Below are 16994 nucleotides of genomic sequence, written 5' to 3'. Positions count from 1 at the left end.
GCAGTGTCAGGTCAGAGCGGGCGCCGGCTCCGCCGGTGCGGGTTGGCGGTGTCGGGAAACCCAGTCGACCAGCGGCACCGCGATGAGGGCGGCGGCCAGGAAGACCGCGCCGATCACCAGCCACCCCCAGCCGCCCGTGGTCACGGCCAGGGCGATCAATGACGCCGGCGCCACCATCTCGATCGCCGAGTTGCCCATGCGGAACGCGCCGAAGTACTCGCCGCGGCGGCCCGGTGGCGGGAGTTCGGCGGCCAGGGTCCACGAACCCGCCGACTGCCACATCTCCGAGAGCGTGAACAGGACCGTCGCCACGACGAAGACGACCAGGGTGACCGCGCCCGAGGTGGCGCCGGCCAGGTAGAAGATCGGGCAGCCCAGGGCCGCGGCCAGGCCGCCGAGGCGCAGCGCGCGGGCGGCGCCCGGCAGGGTGTGCGCGTCGCGGGTCATCGCGACCTGCAGCGTCGTCGCCATCAGCGTGTTGATCAGGGTGAGTACGCCGATCCACCACTTCGGGGCGTCCGTGTGCGTCAGCAGCCAGAGCGGCGCGACCTGCAACTCGATCGTCCCGTAGGCCAGCAGCACCGCGCACAGCACCGTCACCGCCAGGAAGTGCCGGTCCGCGAAGACGTGCCGCTGCCCGGCGGTGCGCTGCCGGGCCCGTCCGGCGGGGCCGGCGGGCAGCCGCGCGATCAGCACCAGGTTGGCCAGCAGCACCACCGCGTTGGTCAGGGGCAGCGCCAGATAGGCCCACCGGGTGTCGATCGCCAGCGCCAGCGCCGCCAGGCCCGCGCCAGCCGACCAGCCCACGTTGAGCCAGGAGCGCGCGAACGCCTGCGTGCGCACCCGGGTCTCCGAGTCGACCGTCTCGACCAGGTAGACGTTGCGGCCCGCCTGCGCCACCCCGTTGACCAGCTCGAAGAACACGATCATCGCGAGGAACGCGAAGAACCCGTGCGCGAACGGCCACAGCAGGAAGCCGGCCGCGCTGCCCGCGACGCCGAAGAGCCACGCGCGGCGCGGGCCGAAGCGGTCCGCGAGCGTGCTCAGCGGCACCGAGCACAACAGCACGGCGCCGGCCGCGGCGGACAGGCCGATGCCGATCTCGTGCGGCTTCAGCCCGACCACCCGCGTGAAGAACACCGTGCTGCCGGTGATGAACGTGCCGACTCCGACCCCGAAGATCAAGCTCACCAGCGCGTACGCCCTGGGCAAGCCGGCCGGCGGAATCAGGTTCTCCCGCACCCCCATGGCAGGCATCCCACCACGGCCACGGTTGGCCGTGCGACCCCGTTAGCGCACCGGGTGGCCAGCCTCACGCAACGCGACCTTAACGTCGGCGATCCGCAACTCTCCGAAGTGGAACACGCTCGCCGCCAGCACCGCGTCGGCGCCCGCGGAGACGGCCGGCGGGAAGTGTGCCGTCGCACCGGCACCGCCGCTCGCGATCACCGGGATGTCGACCACCTCGCGGACCGCCTGGATCAGCTCCAGGTCGAAGCCCGCCTTGGTGCCGTCCGCGTCCATCGAGTTGAGCAGGATCTCCCCCGCGCCCAGGTCGGCGACCTGGCGGGCCCAATCGACCGCGTCGAGCCCCGTGCCGCGCCGACCGCCGTGCGTGGTCACCTCGAACCCGCCACCCGCCGCGCGACGGACGTCCAGCGACAGCACCAGCACCTGGTTGCCGAACCGCGACGCGATCTCGCTGACCAGCGATGGCCGGGCGATCGCCGCCGTGTTGACGCCGACCTTGTCCGCGCCGGCCCGCAGCAACGTGTCCACATCGGACACCGAGCGGACACCGCCACCCACGGTCAACGGGATGAAGACCGATTCGGCGGTACGCCGTACCACGTCGAGCATCGTCGCCCGGTCGTCCGACGACGCGGTCACGTCGAGGAAGGTCAGCTCGTCGGCGCCGGCCGCGTCGTAGGCGGCGGCCAGCTCCACCGGATCCCCCGCGTCCCGGAGGTCGACGAAGTTGACGCCCTTGACCACCCGGCCCGCGTCGACGTCGAGGCAGGGAATCACCCGGACCGCGACGCTCACGACGCCAGCACCGCCAACGCCTCGCGCACCGTGAACGCGCCCGCGTAGAGCGCCTTGCCGGCGATCACGCCCTCGACGCCCGCGCTCTCCAGCGTCGCCAGCGCGCGCAGGTCGTCCAACGTGGACACACCGCCGGAGGCGATCACGGGTGCGGGGGTACGGGCGCATACCTCGCGCAACAGGTCGAGGTTCGGCCCGCGCATCGTGCCGTCCTTGGTGATGTCGGTGACCACGTAGCGGGCCGCACCGGCCTTGTCGAGCCGCTCCAGCACCTCGTAGAGGTCGCCGCCGTCGCGGGTCCAGCCCCGGGCCGAGAGCGTACGCCCGCGCACGTCCAGCCCGATCGCCACGCGGTCCCCGTACTCGCCGACCACCCGGTCACACCACTCCGGGTCCTCGAGCGCGGCCGTGCCGATGTTGACCCGGGCGGCCCCGGTGGCCAGCGCGGCCCGCAGCGACTCGTCGTCGCGGATCCCGCCGGACAGCTCGACCCGCACGTCGAGCCGCCCGACCACGGAAGCCAGCAGGTCGGCGTTGGACCCTCGGCCGAACGCGGCGTCGAGGTCGACCAGATGCACCCACTCCGCCCCGTCGTGCTGCCAGGCCAGGGCCGCCTCCAGCGGGTCGCCGTAGCCGGTCTCGGTGCCGGCGGCGCCCTGCACGAGGCGGACGGCCTGGCCGTCGGCGACGTCGACGGCGGGCAACAGGTGCAGCGTCATGGAGTTCCTCCGGGAACGGTTATCCGGCGCGCCGGCCCAGGGCGACGATGACCAGGGCGGGCAGGCAGAGCAGCAGGAGCACGGTGAGCACGAGGCGCAGCGCGACGTCGTCGACCAGGAACCAGACGAGCCCGAGCAGCACGAGCGTGACGATCACGATGCCGGCCCGCTCGCCCCGGCTGCGGCGGGCGAGCAGGCGGCCGGTGCGGCGGCGCTGCGGTGTGAGGCGGGCGACGACGGCACGGCGGCGCTGGCGGCGCGCGGATAGGCGCGCCCGCTTGGCGCGCAGCTTGGCCGCCTCGGCTTCGCGGGCGGCACGGCGGAGGGCGCGTTCCTTAGCCAAGGGTGGCCAGCCAGTTCTCGAGCAGCGTCGCGCCCGCGTCGCCGGACTTCTCCGGGTGGAACTGGGTCGCCGACAGCGCTCCGCGCTCGACGGCGGCCACGAACGGCTCGTCGTGGGTGCACAGCGTGGCACCGGGCACCGGTTCGTGTGCGGCGTACGAGTGGACGAAGTAGAACCTCGTGTCGTCCGGCAGCCCGGCGAACAGCACCGAGTCGGCCGGCGGTGCGACGGTGTTCCAGCCCATGTGCGGCACCCGGCGGGCGGCGAGCCGCGTGACCGTGCCGGGCAGCAGGCCCAGCCCCTTGGTCACCACGCCGTGCTCCTCGCCGGCCTCGAACAGCACCTGCATGCCCACGCAGATGCCGAGCACCGGGCGGCCGGCGGCGACCCGATCGCCGATCACCCGCCCGGCGGATCCGGGGAGCGCCTCGATGCCGGCCATGCAGGCGGCGTAGGCGCCGACGCCAGGCACGACGAGGCCGGCCGCGGCCGCGGCTGCCTCCAGCGACGGGGTCACCGTGACCGAAGCGCCGACCCGCTCCAGGGCCCGCTGCGCCGAGCGCAGGTTCCCCGAGCCGTAGTCCAGGACGACGACCGTGCGCGCGGTCATGACGGCAGCAACCAGAGCACGCCGCCACCGAGCGCCAGCAGGGCGAGCAGCCCGACGAAGCCCACCGCGCCACGCGAGGCACCCTGCTTGTGCAGCGAATACGCACCGCCGGACAGGATGCCGGCCAACGCAAGCAGCAGAACCGGAACGACCGAGCTCACAAGGCACCCTTCGTGGACGGTACGGCGCCGCCGGAGCGCGGGTCGATCGCGACCGCCTCGCGCAGTGCCCGGGAGACGGCCTTGAACTGTGCTTCGACCACGTGGTGGGCGTCCGGGTTGCCGCCCGGCCGCGCGGCCCGGAGCACGTCGACGTGCATGGTGATGCGGGCGGCCAGGCCGAACGACTCGAAGATGTGCCGGGTCATGCTGGTCGGGTAGACCGGCCCGATGTACGGCGCCAGCGGCGGCTCGTCGTGCACCACGTACGCCCGCCCGGACAGGTCGACCGCTGCCCGCACCAGCACCTCGTCCATCGGGACCGTGGCGCTGCCGTACCGCTGGATCCCGGCCTTGTCGCCGAGCGCCTCCGCGAACGCCGTGCCCAGCGCGATCGCCGTGTCCTCCATCGTGTGGTGCGCGTCGATCTCCAGGTCGCCGACCGTCTGCACGGTCAGGTCGAAACCACCGTGCCGGGCGATCTGGTTGAGCATGTGGTCGTAGAAGCCGACCCCCGTGCTGATCGACGCGCGGCCGGTGCCGTCGAGGTCGATCTCGACCAGCACCTTGGTCTCGTTGGTGGTGCGCTCGACGCGCCCGATGCGGCTCACAGTTCCTCCATGGCGGCCAGGAAGGCGTCGGTCTCGGCAGGGGTCCCGGCGGTGACCCGCAGCCAGCCGGCCAGGCCGACGTCGCGGACCAGCACGCCGCGGTCCAGCAGCGCCTGCCACGCGACCCGCTGGTCACCGCCCACCTCGAACAGCACGAAGTTGGCGTCGCTGTCGGCCACGCGCAGGCCACGGGACCGCAGGGTGGCCACGATCCGGTCGCGCTGCTCCTTGATCGCCTCGACGGTGGCGAGCAGCCCGTCGCGGTGCGCGACGGCGGCGCGGGCGGCGGCCTGGGTCAGGGCGCTCAGGTGATAGGGCAGCCGGACGAGCTGCACGGCGTCGACCACGGCCGGGTCGGCGGCGAGGTAGCCCAGCCGCCCGCCGGCGAACCCGAACGCCTTGCTCATCGTGCGGGTGACCACGAGCCGCGGGTGGCCGGGCAGCACTTCCAGGGCGCTCGGCGTCCCCCGCCGGGCGAACTCCGCGTAGGCCTCGTCGACGATCACCATGCCCTTCGCCGCGTCAAGCGCCGCCGTCACGACCTCCGGCGGCAGCGCGGTGCCGGTGGGGTTGTTGGGCGAGCACAGGAAGACCAGGTCGGGCCGGTGTTCCAGGATCTGCGCGGTCACGTCGGACGCCGTCAACGAGAAGTCCGCGCCCCGCCGGCCGTCGAGCCAGGCCGTGCCGGTGCCGACCGCGAGCAACGGATGCATCGAGTACGCGGGCGTGAAGCCGAGCGCCGTGCGCCCCGGCCCGCCGAACGCCTGGAGAAGCTGCTGCTGGATCTCGTTGGAGCCGTTGGCGGCCCAGACGTCGGCGGCGGTCAGCCCGTGGCCGAGGTAGGCGGCGAGGTCGGCCCGCAGCGCCACCGCGTCCCGGTCGGGGTAGCGGTTGAGGTCGCGCAGCTCGTCCTGGACCGCCTTGGCGATCGCCTCGACCACGTCGTCGGGCACGGGGTACGAGTTCTCGTTGGTGTTCAGGCGCACCGGCACGTCGAGCTGCGGCGCACCGTAGGCCGTCAGCCCGCGCAGGTCGTCCCGCAGCGGGAGGTCGTCGAGGTGGGTCATGCGCTGAACCTCGCGGTGACGGCCTCGCCGTGTGCCGGCAGGTCCTCGACGGTGGCCAGGGTGACCACGTGCGGCGCGGCCTCGCGCAGCGCGGGCTCGTCGTACTCGATGATGTGGATCCCCCGCAGGAACGACTGCACCGACAGGCCGCTGGAGTGCCGGGCGCAGCCGCCGGTGGGCAGCACGTGGTTGGAGCCGGCGCAGTAGTCGCCGAGCGAGACCGGCGCGTAGGGGCCGACGAACACCGCGCCCGCGTTGCGCACGCGCATCGCGATGGCGCGGGCGTCGCGGGTCTGGATCTCCAGGTGCTCGGCGGCGTACGCGTCGACGACGCGCAACCCCTGGTCGAGGTCGTCGACGAGGACGGTGCCGGACTGTTCGCCGGTGAGCGCGGCGGTGATGCGCCCGGTGTGCTTGGTGACGGCCACCCGCGTCGCCAGCTCGGCGTCGACCGCGTCGACGAGGCGCTCGGACGGTGTCACCAGCACGCTGGCCGCCAGCGGGTCGTGCTCGGCCTGGCTGATCAGGTCGGCGGCGACGTGGCCCGGGTCGGCGGTGTCGTCGGCCAGGACCGCGATCTCGGTGGGGCCGGCCTCGGCGTCGATGCCGACGGTGCCGCCGGAGCGGAGCAGCCGCTTGGCCGCGGTGACCCAGACGTTGCCGGGGCCGGTGATGATGTCGACCGGCCGGCAGACGCCGGTGCCCGCGGCGTTGGTGGTGCTGCCGTGGCCCAGCATCGCGATCGCCTGTGCGCCGCCGACCGCGTAGACCTCGTCGACGCCGAGCAGGGCGCAGGCCGCCAGCACCCGCTGGTCCGGCAGGCCGTTGTTGTCCTTCTGCGGCGGGCTGACCACGACCAGCGCGTCGACGCCGGCGACCTGGGCGGGCACCACGTTCATCACGACCGTCGAGGGGTACATGGCGAGGCCGCCCGGCACGTACAGGCCGACGCGCTCGACCGGGACCCAGCGTTCGGTGACCGTGCCGCCGCGTACGACCTGGGTGGTGGTGTCCTGCCGTCGCTGGTCCTCGTGCACGCGGCGGGCGCGCGCGATCGCCTCCAGCAGCGCGGCGCGGACGTCGGGGTCGAGGCTCTGCTCGGCGGCCTTGATCGTCTCCGGCGGGACGCGGAGCTCGTCGAGGGTGACGCCGTCGAAGTTCGTCGTCGCCTCCTGGACGGCGCTGAACCCATGCTCGCGCACCGCCTCGACGAGCGGGCGGATGGTCTCGACGGCCTGCGACACGTCGAGCCGGGCGCGGGGCAGCAGACCGCGCGGGTCGGTGTCGACGCCGCGCAGGTCGATCCGGTTCAACACCCCTGAAAGTCTAGGCGTCCCAGCAACCGGGATTCGGGCGCCGTTCGCACTGTTCGGGTCCCGGTGCCCCATCAGGCGCTAGGCTCGGACGGTGACGTCGCGGCTGCCCGTTTTCCCCCTTGGGACGGTGCTTTTTCCCGGCCTCGTGCTGCCGTTGCACATTTTCGAGGAGCGCTACCGCGACCTCGTGAAGCATCTGCTCAGCCGGCCGGACGGTGATCCGCGCGAGTTCGGCGTGGTGGCGATCAAGCAGGGCTGGGAGACATCGCCGACCGCGGTGCCGCCGGGCCCGCCGTCCACGCAGCCGCCGCGGCTGGGCCCGGTGCCCACGACGACGCCGCTCCCGCCGCCGCCCGCCGCCGCACCCGCCGGTCCGGGCGACGTGGCGCTGCACGAGATCGGCTGCACCGCCGAGCTGCGCCAGGTGACCGAGCTGCCGGACGGCCGCTACGACATCGTCACCGTGGGCCGGCGCCGGTTCCGGGTGGTGTCGATCGACCGGACCACCGAGCCCTACCTGATGGCCGAGGTCGAATGGCTACCCGAGCCGGCGGGCCAGGAGGAGCTGGCCGACCTGCTGGCGCCCCGGGTGCTGGCGGTGTTCCGGCAGTACCTGACCTTGATCCGCGCCGACGAACAGGAACTGACCGAGCAGCTACCGGAGGACCCGACGGTCCTGTCCCACCTCGTGGCGGCGACGGCGGCCCTGACGCTGGAAGACCGGCAGCGCCTGCTGGCGACACCGGACACGGCGGGCCGGCTGCGGTCGGAGCTGCGGATGCTGAGCCGGGAGTCGGCGCTGCTGCGCCAGGTACGCGCGGTGCCGGTGCCACTGCGCGAGCTGGCGGTGCCGGCGAGCCCTAACTGACCACGGCGGCGACGTAGTCGGTCAGCCGCCGCGTCAGCCGTTTTGGGGTCAGGTCGGTGCGACCGAGCTCCCGCCAGGGCCCGGCGACCTTCTCGGCGTCGGGGGCGAAGGCGAGGGCGTCGATCAGTCGCCAGTACGGGTCGCCGGTGGCCTGGCCACCCGCGGCCCGATAGTGGTCGGCGAAGCGGAGCCCCGCCTCGGCACCGTGGAGGAGGGCGGTGGCGGTCGCGCAGTGCGCGACGTCGAGGTCGGTCGGTCCCCAGGAGGTCTCGACCCAGTCCACGACGCCGGTGATCGCGTCGCCGGTGAAGAGCACGTTGCCGGGGTGGAAGTCGCGGTGCAGGAAGCTGCCTTGCCATGGTGGCGGCTCGCGGCGGATCAGCGCGACGGCACGGCGCCAGAGCGGGCTGTCCTCGGGCACGCGGACCCGGTCGGGGTCGGTCCAGGCCTGGTAGGTCCGAGGCCGGTGCGCCACGGCATGGATCGCCACGAGCTGTCTGGCGAGCGCGGCGGACCGGTCGGCGGCGAGGTCGACGCGGCCGGGCAGCAGCGACATCAGCAGGGACGGGTGGTCGCAGAACTCGGCGGTGGGATCGACGGCGTGGAGTCGCGCGGCCGGGACGCTGGTACCGGCGAGCATCTGGAGGATCGTGGCCTCTCTTGCGAGCAGGCCGGGCGCGTGACGGACGAAGAAGGGCTTGATGAAGGACCGCAACACCAACTGGTACGGGTCACCGGTCCCGACGACGTCGAGCCGGCACATCCGCGAGGTCCACCCACCGCGCAACTCGGTGACGGCCGCGACGCGATGGCCCGACGGTAGAGCCTTCTCCACCCACGCCCGGGTACGCGGCTCGATCCCGCGCAGGGCGTCGCTCAAAGCTCAGCGCCCGAACGCCGGCGGTTCGTGCGCCCCATCCGGCCGATGCCCACCGGCGTCCGCCCCACTCGCCGCACCGCTCGACCACCCCGACCCCGCCGCACCTGGCGGACCACCGAATGCGCCCTGCCCGCCTTCGGGCGGGGCCGAACCCGGCGGCCCGGTGGGGACGCCGGGCGCGCCGAGGGCGGGCGGTTGTGTCGGGTCGTTGAGCACGTAGAACGGGTTGGTCGGCTGTGCCGTGGGCAGCGGGACCCGGGTCTCCGGCCGCAGCGACGGGGTGCGCGACCAGCCGGCCAGCAGGGTGTAGACGATCACCGTGCCGAAGGTCGCGATCAACAGGTCGCCGTGCACGAACGGGATGACGTCCCAGAGCTTCGTGAAACCACCGGCACGCAGGTCCGGCGGCCGAATGATCATGTCGCCCGGCTGGGCCGCGAGCACTTCCGCGCGGTAGTCGCCGACTCCGATCCGCTTGCCGACCTGCCAGGCCAGGATGCTGGCGCCTACGGTGCCGACGAGCAGGGCGCACAGCGTCAGCGGCCCGCGGTAGCGCTTGAACCCGATCCACGTCGCCAGCGCCGCGACCACGCCAAGCGCGAACATCAGGATCGTGAACCACCCGTCGGCGGCGATGAACTCCTCCGGGCTCGGCGTGGCGAACACCGCACCGTCGTCGGTCTTGATGATCGGCACACCCGGTGCGATCACCGCCCAGAGCAACCCCAGCGGCGCACCGACGACGGCGACGACCACCGCGGTCAGGCCCGCGGCCCCGAGCCGCTGCTTCAACGGGATCCGCGGCGCCCGCGCCACCCACGGCCCGTCGCCGCTCGCGTCTAGCGGCGCATCCGTGCCCGGATCGGCCGTCAGCGAGGACTCCGAGGCCACCAGGTCCGGGCCCGGCGCGACCGGACCGATCGGCGGCCCCTGGCCGGCCGTTCCCGGCGGCGCACCCGTGGCCGGCGGCCAGGACTGCTCATGATTTCCCGGCGCCCGCCAACCGGCCGGCGGCGTCGCCCACGGTCCGACGTGGTTCCCGGACGCCGGCGGACCGGTGACGTCTGGTGCGGGTGGCGGGGGCGGCGAGGCGTCCGCCGTCGTCCACGTGCCGTCCCCGGGAACGGGGTTGGCGCCGGATCCGGCGGGCGCCGCCCAGGACCCGTCGGTCGGTTCGGGGCTGGCGGCGGTCACCGACCGATCCTCTCAGGCGAATCGCCCAATGCCCACCGCACCCCGCCGTCAACGATCAAGCCCACGGCCCCACCGACCACCCCAGCCCCACCGGCCCCACGATGGCGCGCCCTGCCGATCAACGCGGCCTGCGACCACCCAGCCGCCGCCCTGGCGAAGGCCGTGGCCTGCGCCCGCCGTCTCAGGCGGGCCTGATCACCGCGCCAGCTCGACCGCCGACGGCCCGAGCAACGCCTTGAGATCTGCCATCAGCGCGGTCGTCGGCGCCACCCGCAGCGGGCTCAGCCTCAGGACCGTGGCCTTGGAGCCGTTGACCAGGCGCACGTGGACCTCGGACGGCCCAGGATGCGTGTTGAGGATCTCGCGCAACCGCTCGACCAGCGGTGGCGTCACCCGGTTGGTCGCGATGTTCATCACGACCGGCTGGTTGCCGTCGGCGCCCGCTGTCGAGATGTCCGGGATGGACATGTCCATCGCCATGATGCGGGCCTGGTCGTCGCGGCGGTCGACGCGGCCCTTGACCACGACGATCGCGTCCTCGGCGATGTACTGCCCGACCAGCTCGTAGGTGTTGGGGAAGAACAGCACCTCGACGCCGCTGGTCATGTCCTCGATGGACGCCGACGCCCACGGCCGGCCCTGCTTCGTGATCCGGCGCTGGACGCCCGTCAGGATGCCGGCCAGCATGACCACCGCGCCGTCGGCGATCGCACCCTCCTCGGACAGCGCCGCGATCGGGGTGTCGGCCGCGGCCGACAGCGCCCGGTCGAGGCCCGAGAGCGGGTGGTCCGACACGTAGAGGCCGAGCATCTCGCGCTCGAAGGAGAGCTTGTCGGGCTTGTCCCACTCGCTGTCGGGGATCGTCGGCGCGGCGACCATCGCGGTCTCGGGCGCGTCGCCGAAAGCGGCACCGAAGAGGTCGTACTGCCCGACCGCCTCGTTGCGCTTGATGCTCATGAACGCGTCGATCGCGTCGGCGTGGATCGCCAGCAGGCCCTTGCGGGTGTGGCCGAGCGAGTCGAAGGCGCCCGCCTTGATCAGCGACTCGATCGTGCGCTTGTTGCAGGCCACCGCGTCGACCTTGCGGAGGAAGTCGTAGAAGTCGGTGTAGGCGCCGTGCTCCTTGCGCGCCCGCACGATCGCCTCGACGACGTTGACGCCGACGTTGCGGACCGCGGCCATGCCGAACCGGATGTCGCCGCCGACGGCGCCGAACCGGGCCCGCGACTCGTTGACGTCGGGCGGCAGCACCTTGATGCCCATGCGGCGGCACTCGGCGAGGTAGACGGCGGCCTTGTCCTTGTCGTCACCGACCGAGGTGAGCAGCGCCGCCATGTATTCGGCGGGGTAGTTGGCCTTGAGGTAGGCGGTCCAGAACGAGACCAGCCCGTAGCCGGCGGTGTGTGCCTTGTTGAACGCGTAGTCCGAGAACGGGACCAGGATGTCCCAGAGCGTCTTGATCGCCGCGTCGGAGTATCCCTTGGACCGCATGCCCTCGGAGAAAGGCACGTACTCCTTGTCGAGGATCTCCTTCTTCTTCTTGCCCATCGCCCGCCGCAGCAGGTCGGCGGCGCCCAACGAATAGCCGGCGAGCTTCTGCGCGATCGCCATGACCTGCTCCTGGTAGACGATCAGCCCGTAGGTGTCGCCCAGGATGTCTTCGAGCGCGTCGGCCAGCTCGGGGTGGATCGGCACGACGGGCTTGCGGTTGTTCTTGCGGTCGGCGTATTCGTTGTGTGCGTTGGCGCCCATCGGACCCGGCCGGTAGAGCGCGAGCACCGCCGAGATGTCCTCGAAGTTGTCGGGGACCATCGAGCGCAGCAGCGAGCGCATCGGCCCGCCGTCGAGCTGGAAGACGCCCAGCGTGTCGCCGCGGGCCAGCAGCTCGTAGGTCGGCTTGTCGGCCAGCGGCAGCTTTTCGAGGACGACCGTCTCGCCCCGGTTGTCGGCGATGCCGTCGAGGCAGTCGTCCATGATCGTGAGGTTGCGCAGGCCGAGGAAGTCCATCTTGAGCAGGCCGATGGACTCGCAGGCGCCCATGTCCCACTGCGTGATGATCGCGCCGTCGTTGTCGCGCCGCCAGATCGGCAGGACGTCCATCAGGGGCTCGCCGGACAGGATCACGCCCGCGGCGTGCACGCCCGGCTGGCGGATCAGGCCCTCGATGCCCTTGGCCGTGTCGACGACCTTCTTGGTGTCGGGGTCGGTTTCGTAGAGGGTGCGGAACTCGGCGGCCTCGGCGTAGCGGTTGTGCGACGGGTCGAAGATGCCGGATAGCGGGATGTCCTTGCCCATCACCGGCGGCGGCATCGCCTTGGTGATCTTGTCGCCGACCGCGAACGGGTAGCCGAGCACCCGGGCCGCGTCCTTGATCGCCGCCTTCGCCTTGATCTTGCCGTAGGTGACGATCTGGGCGACCCGCTCCTCGCCCCACCGCTCGGTGGCGTAGCGGATCATGTCGCCGCGCCGGCGCTCGTCGAAGTCCATGTCGATGTCGGGCATCGAGATGCGGTCGGGGTTGAGGAACCGCTCGAACAGCAGCCCATGGTCCATCGGGTCGAGCTCGGTGATCTTCAGCGCGTAGGCGATGATCGCGCCCGCCGCCGAACCTCGGCCCGGCCCGACCCGGATCTTCTCCTTGCGCGCGTATTCGCACAGGTCGGCGGTGACCAGGAAGTAGCCCGGGAAGCCCATCTTGCAGATGACGTCGAGCTCGTAGTCGGCCTGCTTGAGCCGGTCCTCGGGGACGCCACCGGGGAACCGCTCGCGCAGCCCGCGGTGCACCTCGGCACGCAGCCACGACTCCTCGGTGTAGCCGTCGGGCACCGGGAACGACGGCATCAGCTTGCGGTGCCCGAACACCGACGAGTAGTCGCCGATCTTCTCGGCGATCTCCAGGGTGTTGGCGCAGGCGCCCGGCACCTCGGCGTCCCACAGCGCCTTCATCTCGGCGGCGGACTTGAGGTAGAAGTCGCGCGCGTCGAACTTGAACCGCTTGGGGTCGGCCATCGTGGACCCCGACTGCACGCAGAGCAGCACCTCGTGCGAGTCGGCGTCCTTCTCGTAGGTGTAGTGCAGGTCGTTGGTCGCGACGGGCTTGAGGTTGAGCCGCTTGCCGAGGGCGAGCAGGTCCGCCCGGATCCGGGTCTCGATGTCGAGCCCGTGGTCCATCAGCTCGAGGTAGAAGTTGTCGCGGCCGAAGATGTCCATGAACTCGGCGGCCGACGCGCACGCCTTGTCGAAGTCACCGATCCGCAACCAGGTCTGCACCTCGCCGGACGGGCACCCGGTGGTCGCGATGATCCCCTTGCCGTGCTCGTGCAGCAGCTCACGGTCGGCCCGCGGCTTGAAGTAGTAACCCTCCAGCGAGGACCGCGACTGCAGCCGGAAGAGGTTGCGCAACCCCTCGGCGTCGGCGGCGAGCATGGTCATGTGGGTGTAGGCGCCACCACCGGAGACGTCGTTCTCGCCACCGTCGGCCCACCGCACCCGCACCCGGTCACGCCGCGGCGTGTTGGGTGTGAGGTAGGCCTCGACCCCGATGATCGGCTTGACCCCGGCACCGGTGGCCTGCTTGAAGAAGTCGTAGGCGCCGTACATGTTGCCGTGGTCGGTCATCGCCAGCGCGGGCATGCCCAGCCGGTTGGCCTCGGCGAACAGCTCCTTGAGCCGGGCCGCACCGTCGAGCATCGAATACTCGGTGTGCACGTGCAGATGCACGAACGAGTCGGACACCCGGGACCCCCTTCACTCAAGCGCCGTGACGAGACTAGTCGCGAGGTACGACAGTCGGCATCAAGCGGGCCCGGGTGAGTTGAAGATCAAATTCTCATGAACTTCAAGATCAGACTTTCCCGGGCCCGCGGTGGCCCGGACCGCCGCTCCCGCCGGACACCGCTCCGCTGCGCTGCCAGGTCCGCGGTGCCTCACCGCCAAGAAAGAAATGATGCGCGGCCGGCACGCCGTCGATCGGCGCACCTGGTGCGCGCGCCAGCGCGAGGTGGGGACTGCCGTCGACCCCCGGCAAACTCGGTCAATCGGGGCGGGCCGCCCGGGACGGCGGCAGATCTTGGTAGTCCCTTGCGGCTATAGCAGCAATCATTTACCGACGTCCGGCGCACGGGGTGTCCTGGATGGCGGGGTCGGCAGTGGGTCGACGTCAACCGGCGATCAACCGGCGCATTAGATGTGAGGATTTGATCTCTAATTCCCAGATCCACCACACAGGCATCCTAGGATGAATCTGCTCGCGGGGCGCGCCCGCCGACGCTGGGAAGGTGCAGGTCGCGGCGGTCACTACCTCGTCGAGGATCTCCGACGCCGACGCGCACAGTTGCTCGCGGCTGCTCGGGGACGGCTGCTCGCGGCAGCCGTCACCAGGAAGCCCGGCCCTACCGCCCGGCCCTACCGCCCTGGGCGTGGCCGCGCCCCATCACCAGGCCATCCTGCCGGGCGGCGGCCGCGGGTCAGCCGACCCGCGAACAGGCCAGAACGACAACGCCCGCTCAGCGCGGCGCTATCGCCAAGCCGTCGGCATTTGGCTGAGCAGTTCCTCCGTCGACGCGCGCAGGGCCGCGCTGTCCACGCCGCAGGCGTCGAGCAGTGGAGCCGTGGTCGGTGCTTCGAGCAGGGCGAGCAGGTAGTGGGTCGTGCCGGTCGGTCGGTGGCGACGGTGCAGCGAGATCTCCTCGGACCGCTCCTTCGCCGCGAGCAGTTCGTCGCCGAGGAAGGGGCCGCCGGGGCGCATGCGCCGGACCTGCTCCGCCAGGGTTTCGGCGCTCGGCTCCGGCGGCTGCGGCGCGACCGACATGGCGGCCACCAGGGCGTCGGGGGTGACGCCCGCCGCACGCGACAGCGCCGCCCCGGGCGTTGGCCGCCCGGCGTTGGGGTATGAGCTGAACCTGCGCCGCCGAGACGGCGGTGTCCACGCGGAGCAGCGCCAGCATCGCGTGGCCCGCGCCGGCGACCGGATGGTCCAGTCGGACCGCCTGCGCTCTGGCGTCGCTACGCACATCGGCCAAGTAGGGTTCTTCCCGGGCCATCCGGGCAAGACCGCGCATGAACCGGGCACCGAGCCCGCCGCCGGTGCCCGCCAGCAGGTCCGCGTCGGGCTCGGGGTATGGCGCGGCCGTCACGTCCAGGTGGCTGTCCCGCCCTACCGACGCGAGGGCGGCCGCGTGCGCGGCATCGTTCGCGGCGAGGAACCGCGTGCCCGCGCAGTCGCGCAGCCGCAGCATCGCGATGAAGAGATGGGCCGTCCCGGCGAACGCGACCTCGCGGGTGCGGGCCTCGGCCAGCGTGTCGCCGACCCCGGTCCGCACCGCCGCCGTCCATCTCGGACGGTCGGCCCAGGACACGACGTCGGTTGCCCGGACCATCGCGAGCGGCCCCGCCTGCCGGCGGACCTGCCACTCCACCTCGCGCAGCGTCGCCGCCACCTCGGCGTCCGGCGCGGGGTCCGGGCCGTTCTCACCGGCGATGTAGCGCAGCGGCGCGTGCCCGCCCAGCCTGATCTCCCGCAAGCCCGCGCGCTGCTGCTGGTGGATGAACAGGGGTGGCGCCCGGACCTGCGCCAACACGTCGATGGTCCCGACCACGCCGACGCCGCGGCGGACCGCCGACGCGTAGGCGCGGAACAGCGCGTTGTGCACCCCGGTGCCGACACCGACCCATCGAGCATCGCCCATCGCCGCCTCCGCACCACACGGTAGGCGGTGATCGCCACTCGCGGTCAGCGGGCGAAGGGCTCCAACATGATGCTCGCGGCCTTCAACCAGGCGTCGCGGGTCTCGGGCTGGAGCTGCTGGTATTCGATCGACGAGCCGGCCTCCAGAGCCGGGTCGTAGGGCACCACCGCGACCGCCCGGGTGCGGGTGGCGAAATGGGCCGCGAAGTCGTCGAGCAGCGGCGACTTGCCCGGCGTCGGGCAGGACAACAGCGTCACCGCGTTGGTCGCCAACTCGCCCATGCCGACGTCGTAGAGCAGGTCGAGCATCCAGTCGGCGGTGAAAGCGGCGTCTTCCCGCGGCACCGTGGTGATCACGAGCTGGTCGGCGGCCTGCAGGACCGTCTGCCAGTTGGCGCTCTCCACGTTGTTGCCGGTGTCGACGCAGATGACGTCGTGCGTGCGCCGCAGCAGCTCCATCACCCGGCGCACCGTGTACTGGTCGAGCCGCTGGGCGAACCGCGGGCTCTCCTCGCCGGCCAGCACGTCGTAGGAACCGTCCGACGCGTGCCGGAGGAACTCGTCGAGCGCCTCGGTCAGGCCGTACCCGTGCTGTGCCTCGACCTCGGCCAGGTTGGTGATCAGGTGGCGGATCGTGCGGGCGTGCCGGGCGCTGCCGGCCCGCAGCCCCAGCGTGCCGCGCAGCTCGTTGTCGTCCCAGGCCAGCACGCCCTGGCCGCGGATGCTGCCGACGGTCGCGGCGGCCAGCACGGTCGCGGTGGTCTTGTGCACGCCGCCCTTGGGGTTGGCGAACGCCAGCACCCGCGAGCCGCCGAACTCGCGGCGCAGCACACTGGCCGCGCGCTCGAGCTCGGACTTGCCGGACGCCGCGGGCGCGCGCCACTCGAGCCCGGCCGGCTCGGGCGCGGCCACCGGCGGCGGGGCCACCGGCGGCTCGGCCAGGCGCGGCTCGGCCCGGGCGTAGCTCTCGTATCCCCCGCCCGTGTAGCGCTCGGCGTAGTCGCCGCCGTCGAACCGGTCGCCGGTGTAGCGGTCCTCGCCATAGCCGGCCTGCGCGCCGTAGCCGTAGTCGGTGTCGCCGCCGTAGTAGCTCCCGGACCGGTAGGCCCCCGGCTCGTAACTGTCCTGTGGGGGTGGCGACGGATAGCTCTCCTGCGCCGGCGTGTAGCTCTCGGGCTGCGCGTAGCTCTCCTGCGCAGGCGGATAGCGCCGCTCGGGCGGATAGGACACGGGCGCCACCGCCCGGCCCTGGTATCCGTTGACCGGAGCGACCGGCTGGTCGTGGCGCTCGACCGGAGCGCGCGGCGCGGCCACCCGTGCCTCCCGGATCTCGTGGTTTTCGCCGGTGCGGCCGCCCAGCAGCGCACGGTCGAGCAGCGCCCGCCACCGCGGGGCCGGCTCAGCCGGTCGACCCCATCCGGTTTCGGTGCCCTCCACGCCTTGCCCTCCCGACGCGTACGCCCGCTCGACAGATCCGGCTACGAAGCAACCCTATG

General features: G+C 72.3%; 16 protein-coding genes. 2 read left to right on the top strand and 14 right to left on the bottom strand.

Annotation, left to right across the window (positions count from 1 at the left end):
- Nucleotides 1-6: 6 nt before the first annotated feature.
- The 9 genes from Air01nite_RS29190 to hisD are packed head-to-tail and all read right to left on the bottom strand — an operon-like array spanning nt 7 to nt 6870.
- Nucleotides 7-1248, bottom strand: coding sequence for an MFS transporter (locus Air01nite_RS29190; protein ID WP_203706546.1), 1242 nt, complete (start codon nt 1246-1248; stop codon nt 7-9).
- 42 nt (nt 1249-1290) lie between these two features.
- Nucleotides 1291-2046 carry an imidazole glycerol phosphate synthase subunit HisF gene (gene hisF, locus Air01nite_RS29185; protein WP_203706545.1) on the bottom strand — a complete coding sequence of 252 codons (756 nt, stop codon included), beginning with the start codon at nt 2044-2046 and terminating at the stop codon, nt 1291-1293.
- A complete protein-coding gene (gene priA, locus Air01nite_RS29180; protein ID WP_203706544.1) occupies nt 2043-2765 on the bottom strand; it encodes a bifunctional 1-(5-phosphoribosyl)-5-((5-phosphoribosylamino)methylideneamino)imidazole-4-carboxamide isomerase/phosphoribosylanthranilate isomerase PriA in 723 nt (240 codons plus the stop codon). The genes hisF and priA overlap by 4 nt, the downstream gene beginning before the upstream one ends.
- A 19-nt stretch (nt 2766-2784) precedes the next feature.
- Nucleotides 2785-3108 (bottom strand): hypothetical protein, encoded by a 324-nt coding sequence (locus Air01nite_RS29175; protein WP_203706543.1) that lies wholly within the window; start codon nt 3106-3108, stop codon nt 2785-2787.
- Nucleotides 3101-3718 carry an imidazole glycerol phosphate synthase subunit HisH gene (gene hisH / locus Air01nite_RS29170; RefSeq protein WP_203706542.1) on the bottom strand — a complete coding sequence of 206 codons (618 nt, stop codon included), beginning with the start codon at nt 3716-3718 and terminating at the stop codon, nt 3101-3103. The genes Air01nite_RS29175 and hisH overlap by 8 nt, the downstream gene beginning before the upstream one ends.
- Nucleotides 3715-3879 carry a CG2302 family histidine operon protein gene (locus Air01nite_RS29165; protein WP_203706541.1) on the bottom strand — a complete coding sequence of 55 codons (165 nt, stop codon included), beginning with the start codon at nt 3877-3879 and terminating at the stop codon, nt 3715-3717. The genes hisH and Air01nite_RS29165 overlap by 4 nt, the downstream gene beginning before the upstream one ends.
- The gene (gene hisB / locus Air01nite_RS29160; RefSeq protein WP_203706540.1) at nt 3876-4487 is read right to left on the bottom strand and encodes an imidazoleglycerol-phosphate dehydratase HisB; all 612 of its coding nucleotides are present in this window, start codon (nt 4485-4487) and stop codon (nt 3876-3878) included. Before hisB ends, Air01nite_RS29165 begins: the two co-directional genes overlap by 4 nt.
- Nucleotides 4484-5554 (bottom strand): histidinol-phosphate transaminase, encoded by a 1071-nt coding sequence (locus Air01nite_RS29155; protein WP_203706539.1) that lies wholly within the window; start codon nt 5552-5554, stop codon nt 4484-4486. The genes hisB and Air01nite_RS29155 overlap by 4 nt, the downstream gene beginning before the upstream one ends.
- Nucleotides 5551-6870 (bottom strand): histidinol dehydrogenase, encoded by a 1320-nt coding sequence (gene hisD, locus Air01nite_RS29150; protein ID WP_203706538.1) that lies wholly within the window; start codon nt 6868-6870, stop codon nt 5551-5553. The genes Air01nite_RS29155 and hisD overlap by 4 nt, the downstream gene beginning before the upstream one ends.
- A gap of 91 nt (nt 6871-6961) precedes the next feature.
- On the opposite strand from hisD, the gene Air01nite_RS29145 reads away from it, so the two are divergent.
- Nucleotides 6962-7738, top strand: a complete 777-nt coding sequence (locus Air01nite_RS29145) for an LON peptidase substrate-binding domain-containing protein (protein WP_203706537.1) — start codon at nt 6962-6964, stop codon at nt 7736-7738.
- On the opposite strand, the gene Air01nite_RS29140 is transcribed toward Air01nite_RS29145, so the two are convergent.
- From Air01nite_RS29140 to Air01nite_RS29125, 4 genes are all read right to left on the bottom strand, one after another.
- On the bottom strand, nt 7731-8618 hold the full coding sequence (locus Air01nite_RS29140) for a phosphotransferase family protein (protein ID WP_203706536.1): 888 nt from the start codon (nt 8616-8618) through the stop codon (nt 7731-7733). The genes Air01nite_RS29145 and Air01nite_RS29140 overlap by 8 nt on opposite strands.
- Nucleotides 8619-8621: 3 nt before the next feature.
- A complete protein-coding gene (locus Air01nite_RS29135; protein WP_203706535.1) occupies nt 8622-9812 on the bottom strand; it encodes a DUF2567 domain-containing protein in 1191 nt (396 codons plus the stop codon).
- Nucleotides 9813-10007: 195 nt separating this feature from the next.
- Nucleotides 10008-13547, bottom strand: coding sequence for a DNA polymerase III subunit alpha (dnaE, locus tag Air01nite_RS29130; protein ID WP_203706534.1), 3540 nt, complete (start codon nt 13545-13547; stop codon nt 10008-10010).
- Nucleotides 13548-14328: 781 nt separating this feature from the next.
- A complete protein-coding gene (locus tag Air01nite_RS29125) occupies nt 14329-14622 on the bottom strand; it encodes a Clp protease N-terminal domain-containing protein (protein WP_203706533.1) in 294 nt (97 codons plus the stop codon).
- A gap of 22 nt (nt 14623-14644) precedes the next feature.
- Here Air01nite_RS29125 and Air01nite_RS29120 point away from each other — a divergent pair, with 22 nt between their 5' ends.
- Complete coding sequence (locus Air01nite_RS29120; RefSeq protein WP_203706532.1) at nt 14645-15523, top strand: hypothetical protein; 879 nt, start codon at nt 14645-14647, stop codon at nt 15521-15523.
- 20 nt (nt 15524-15543) lie between these two features.
- Here the strand turns inward: Air01nite_RS29120 and Air01nite_RS29115 are convergent, their stop codons facing one another.
- A complete protein-coding gene (locus tag Air01nite_RS29115; RefSeq protein WP_203706531.1) occupies nt 15544-16935 on the bottom strand; it encodes an AAA family ATPase in 1392 nt (463 codons plus the stop codon).
- Nucleotides 16936-16994 lie beyond the last annotated feature (59 nt).

It is taken from the genome of Asanoa iriomotensis (assembly GCF_016862515.1).
In the GTDB taxonomy this organism is placed as follows: domain Bacteria; phylum Actinomycetota; class Actinomycetes; order Mycobacteriales; family Micromonosporaceae; genus Asanoa; species Asanoa iriomotensis.
The sequence above is the reverse complement of the archived record's forward strand: the minus strand, read 5'-3'. Positions and strand labels throughout refer to the sequence as shown.

What these genes read in the sequence shown, in the direction of transcription:
- Air01nite_RS29155 (WP_203706539.1), bottom strand. Translation starts at nt 5,554, where the DNA reads ATGACCCACCTCGACGACCTCCCGCTGCGGGACGACCTGCGCGGGCTG.
- priA (WP_203706544.1), bottom strand. Translation starts at nt 2,765, where the DNA reads ATGACGCTGCACCTGTTGCCCGCCGTCGACGTCGCCGACGGCCAGGCC.
- Air01nite_RS29190 (WP_203706546.1), bottom strand. Translation starts at nt 1,248, where the DNA reads ATGGGGGTGCGGGAGAACCTGATTCCGCCGGCCGGCTTGCCCAGGGCG.
- hisH (WP_203706542.1), bottom strand. Translation starts at nt 3,718, where the DNA reads ATGACCGCGCGCACGGTCGTCGTCCTGGACTACGGCTCGGGGAACCTG.
- Air01nite_RS29125 (WP_203706533.1), bottom strand. Translation starts at nt 14,622, where the DNA reads ATGTCGGTCGCGCCGCAGCCGCCGGAGCCGAGCGCCGAAACCCTGGCG.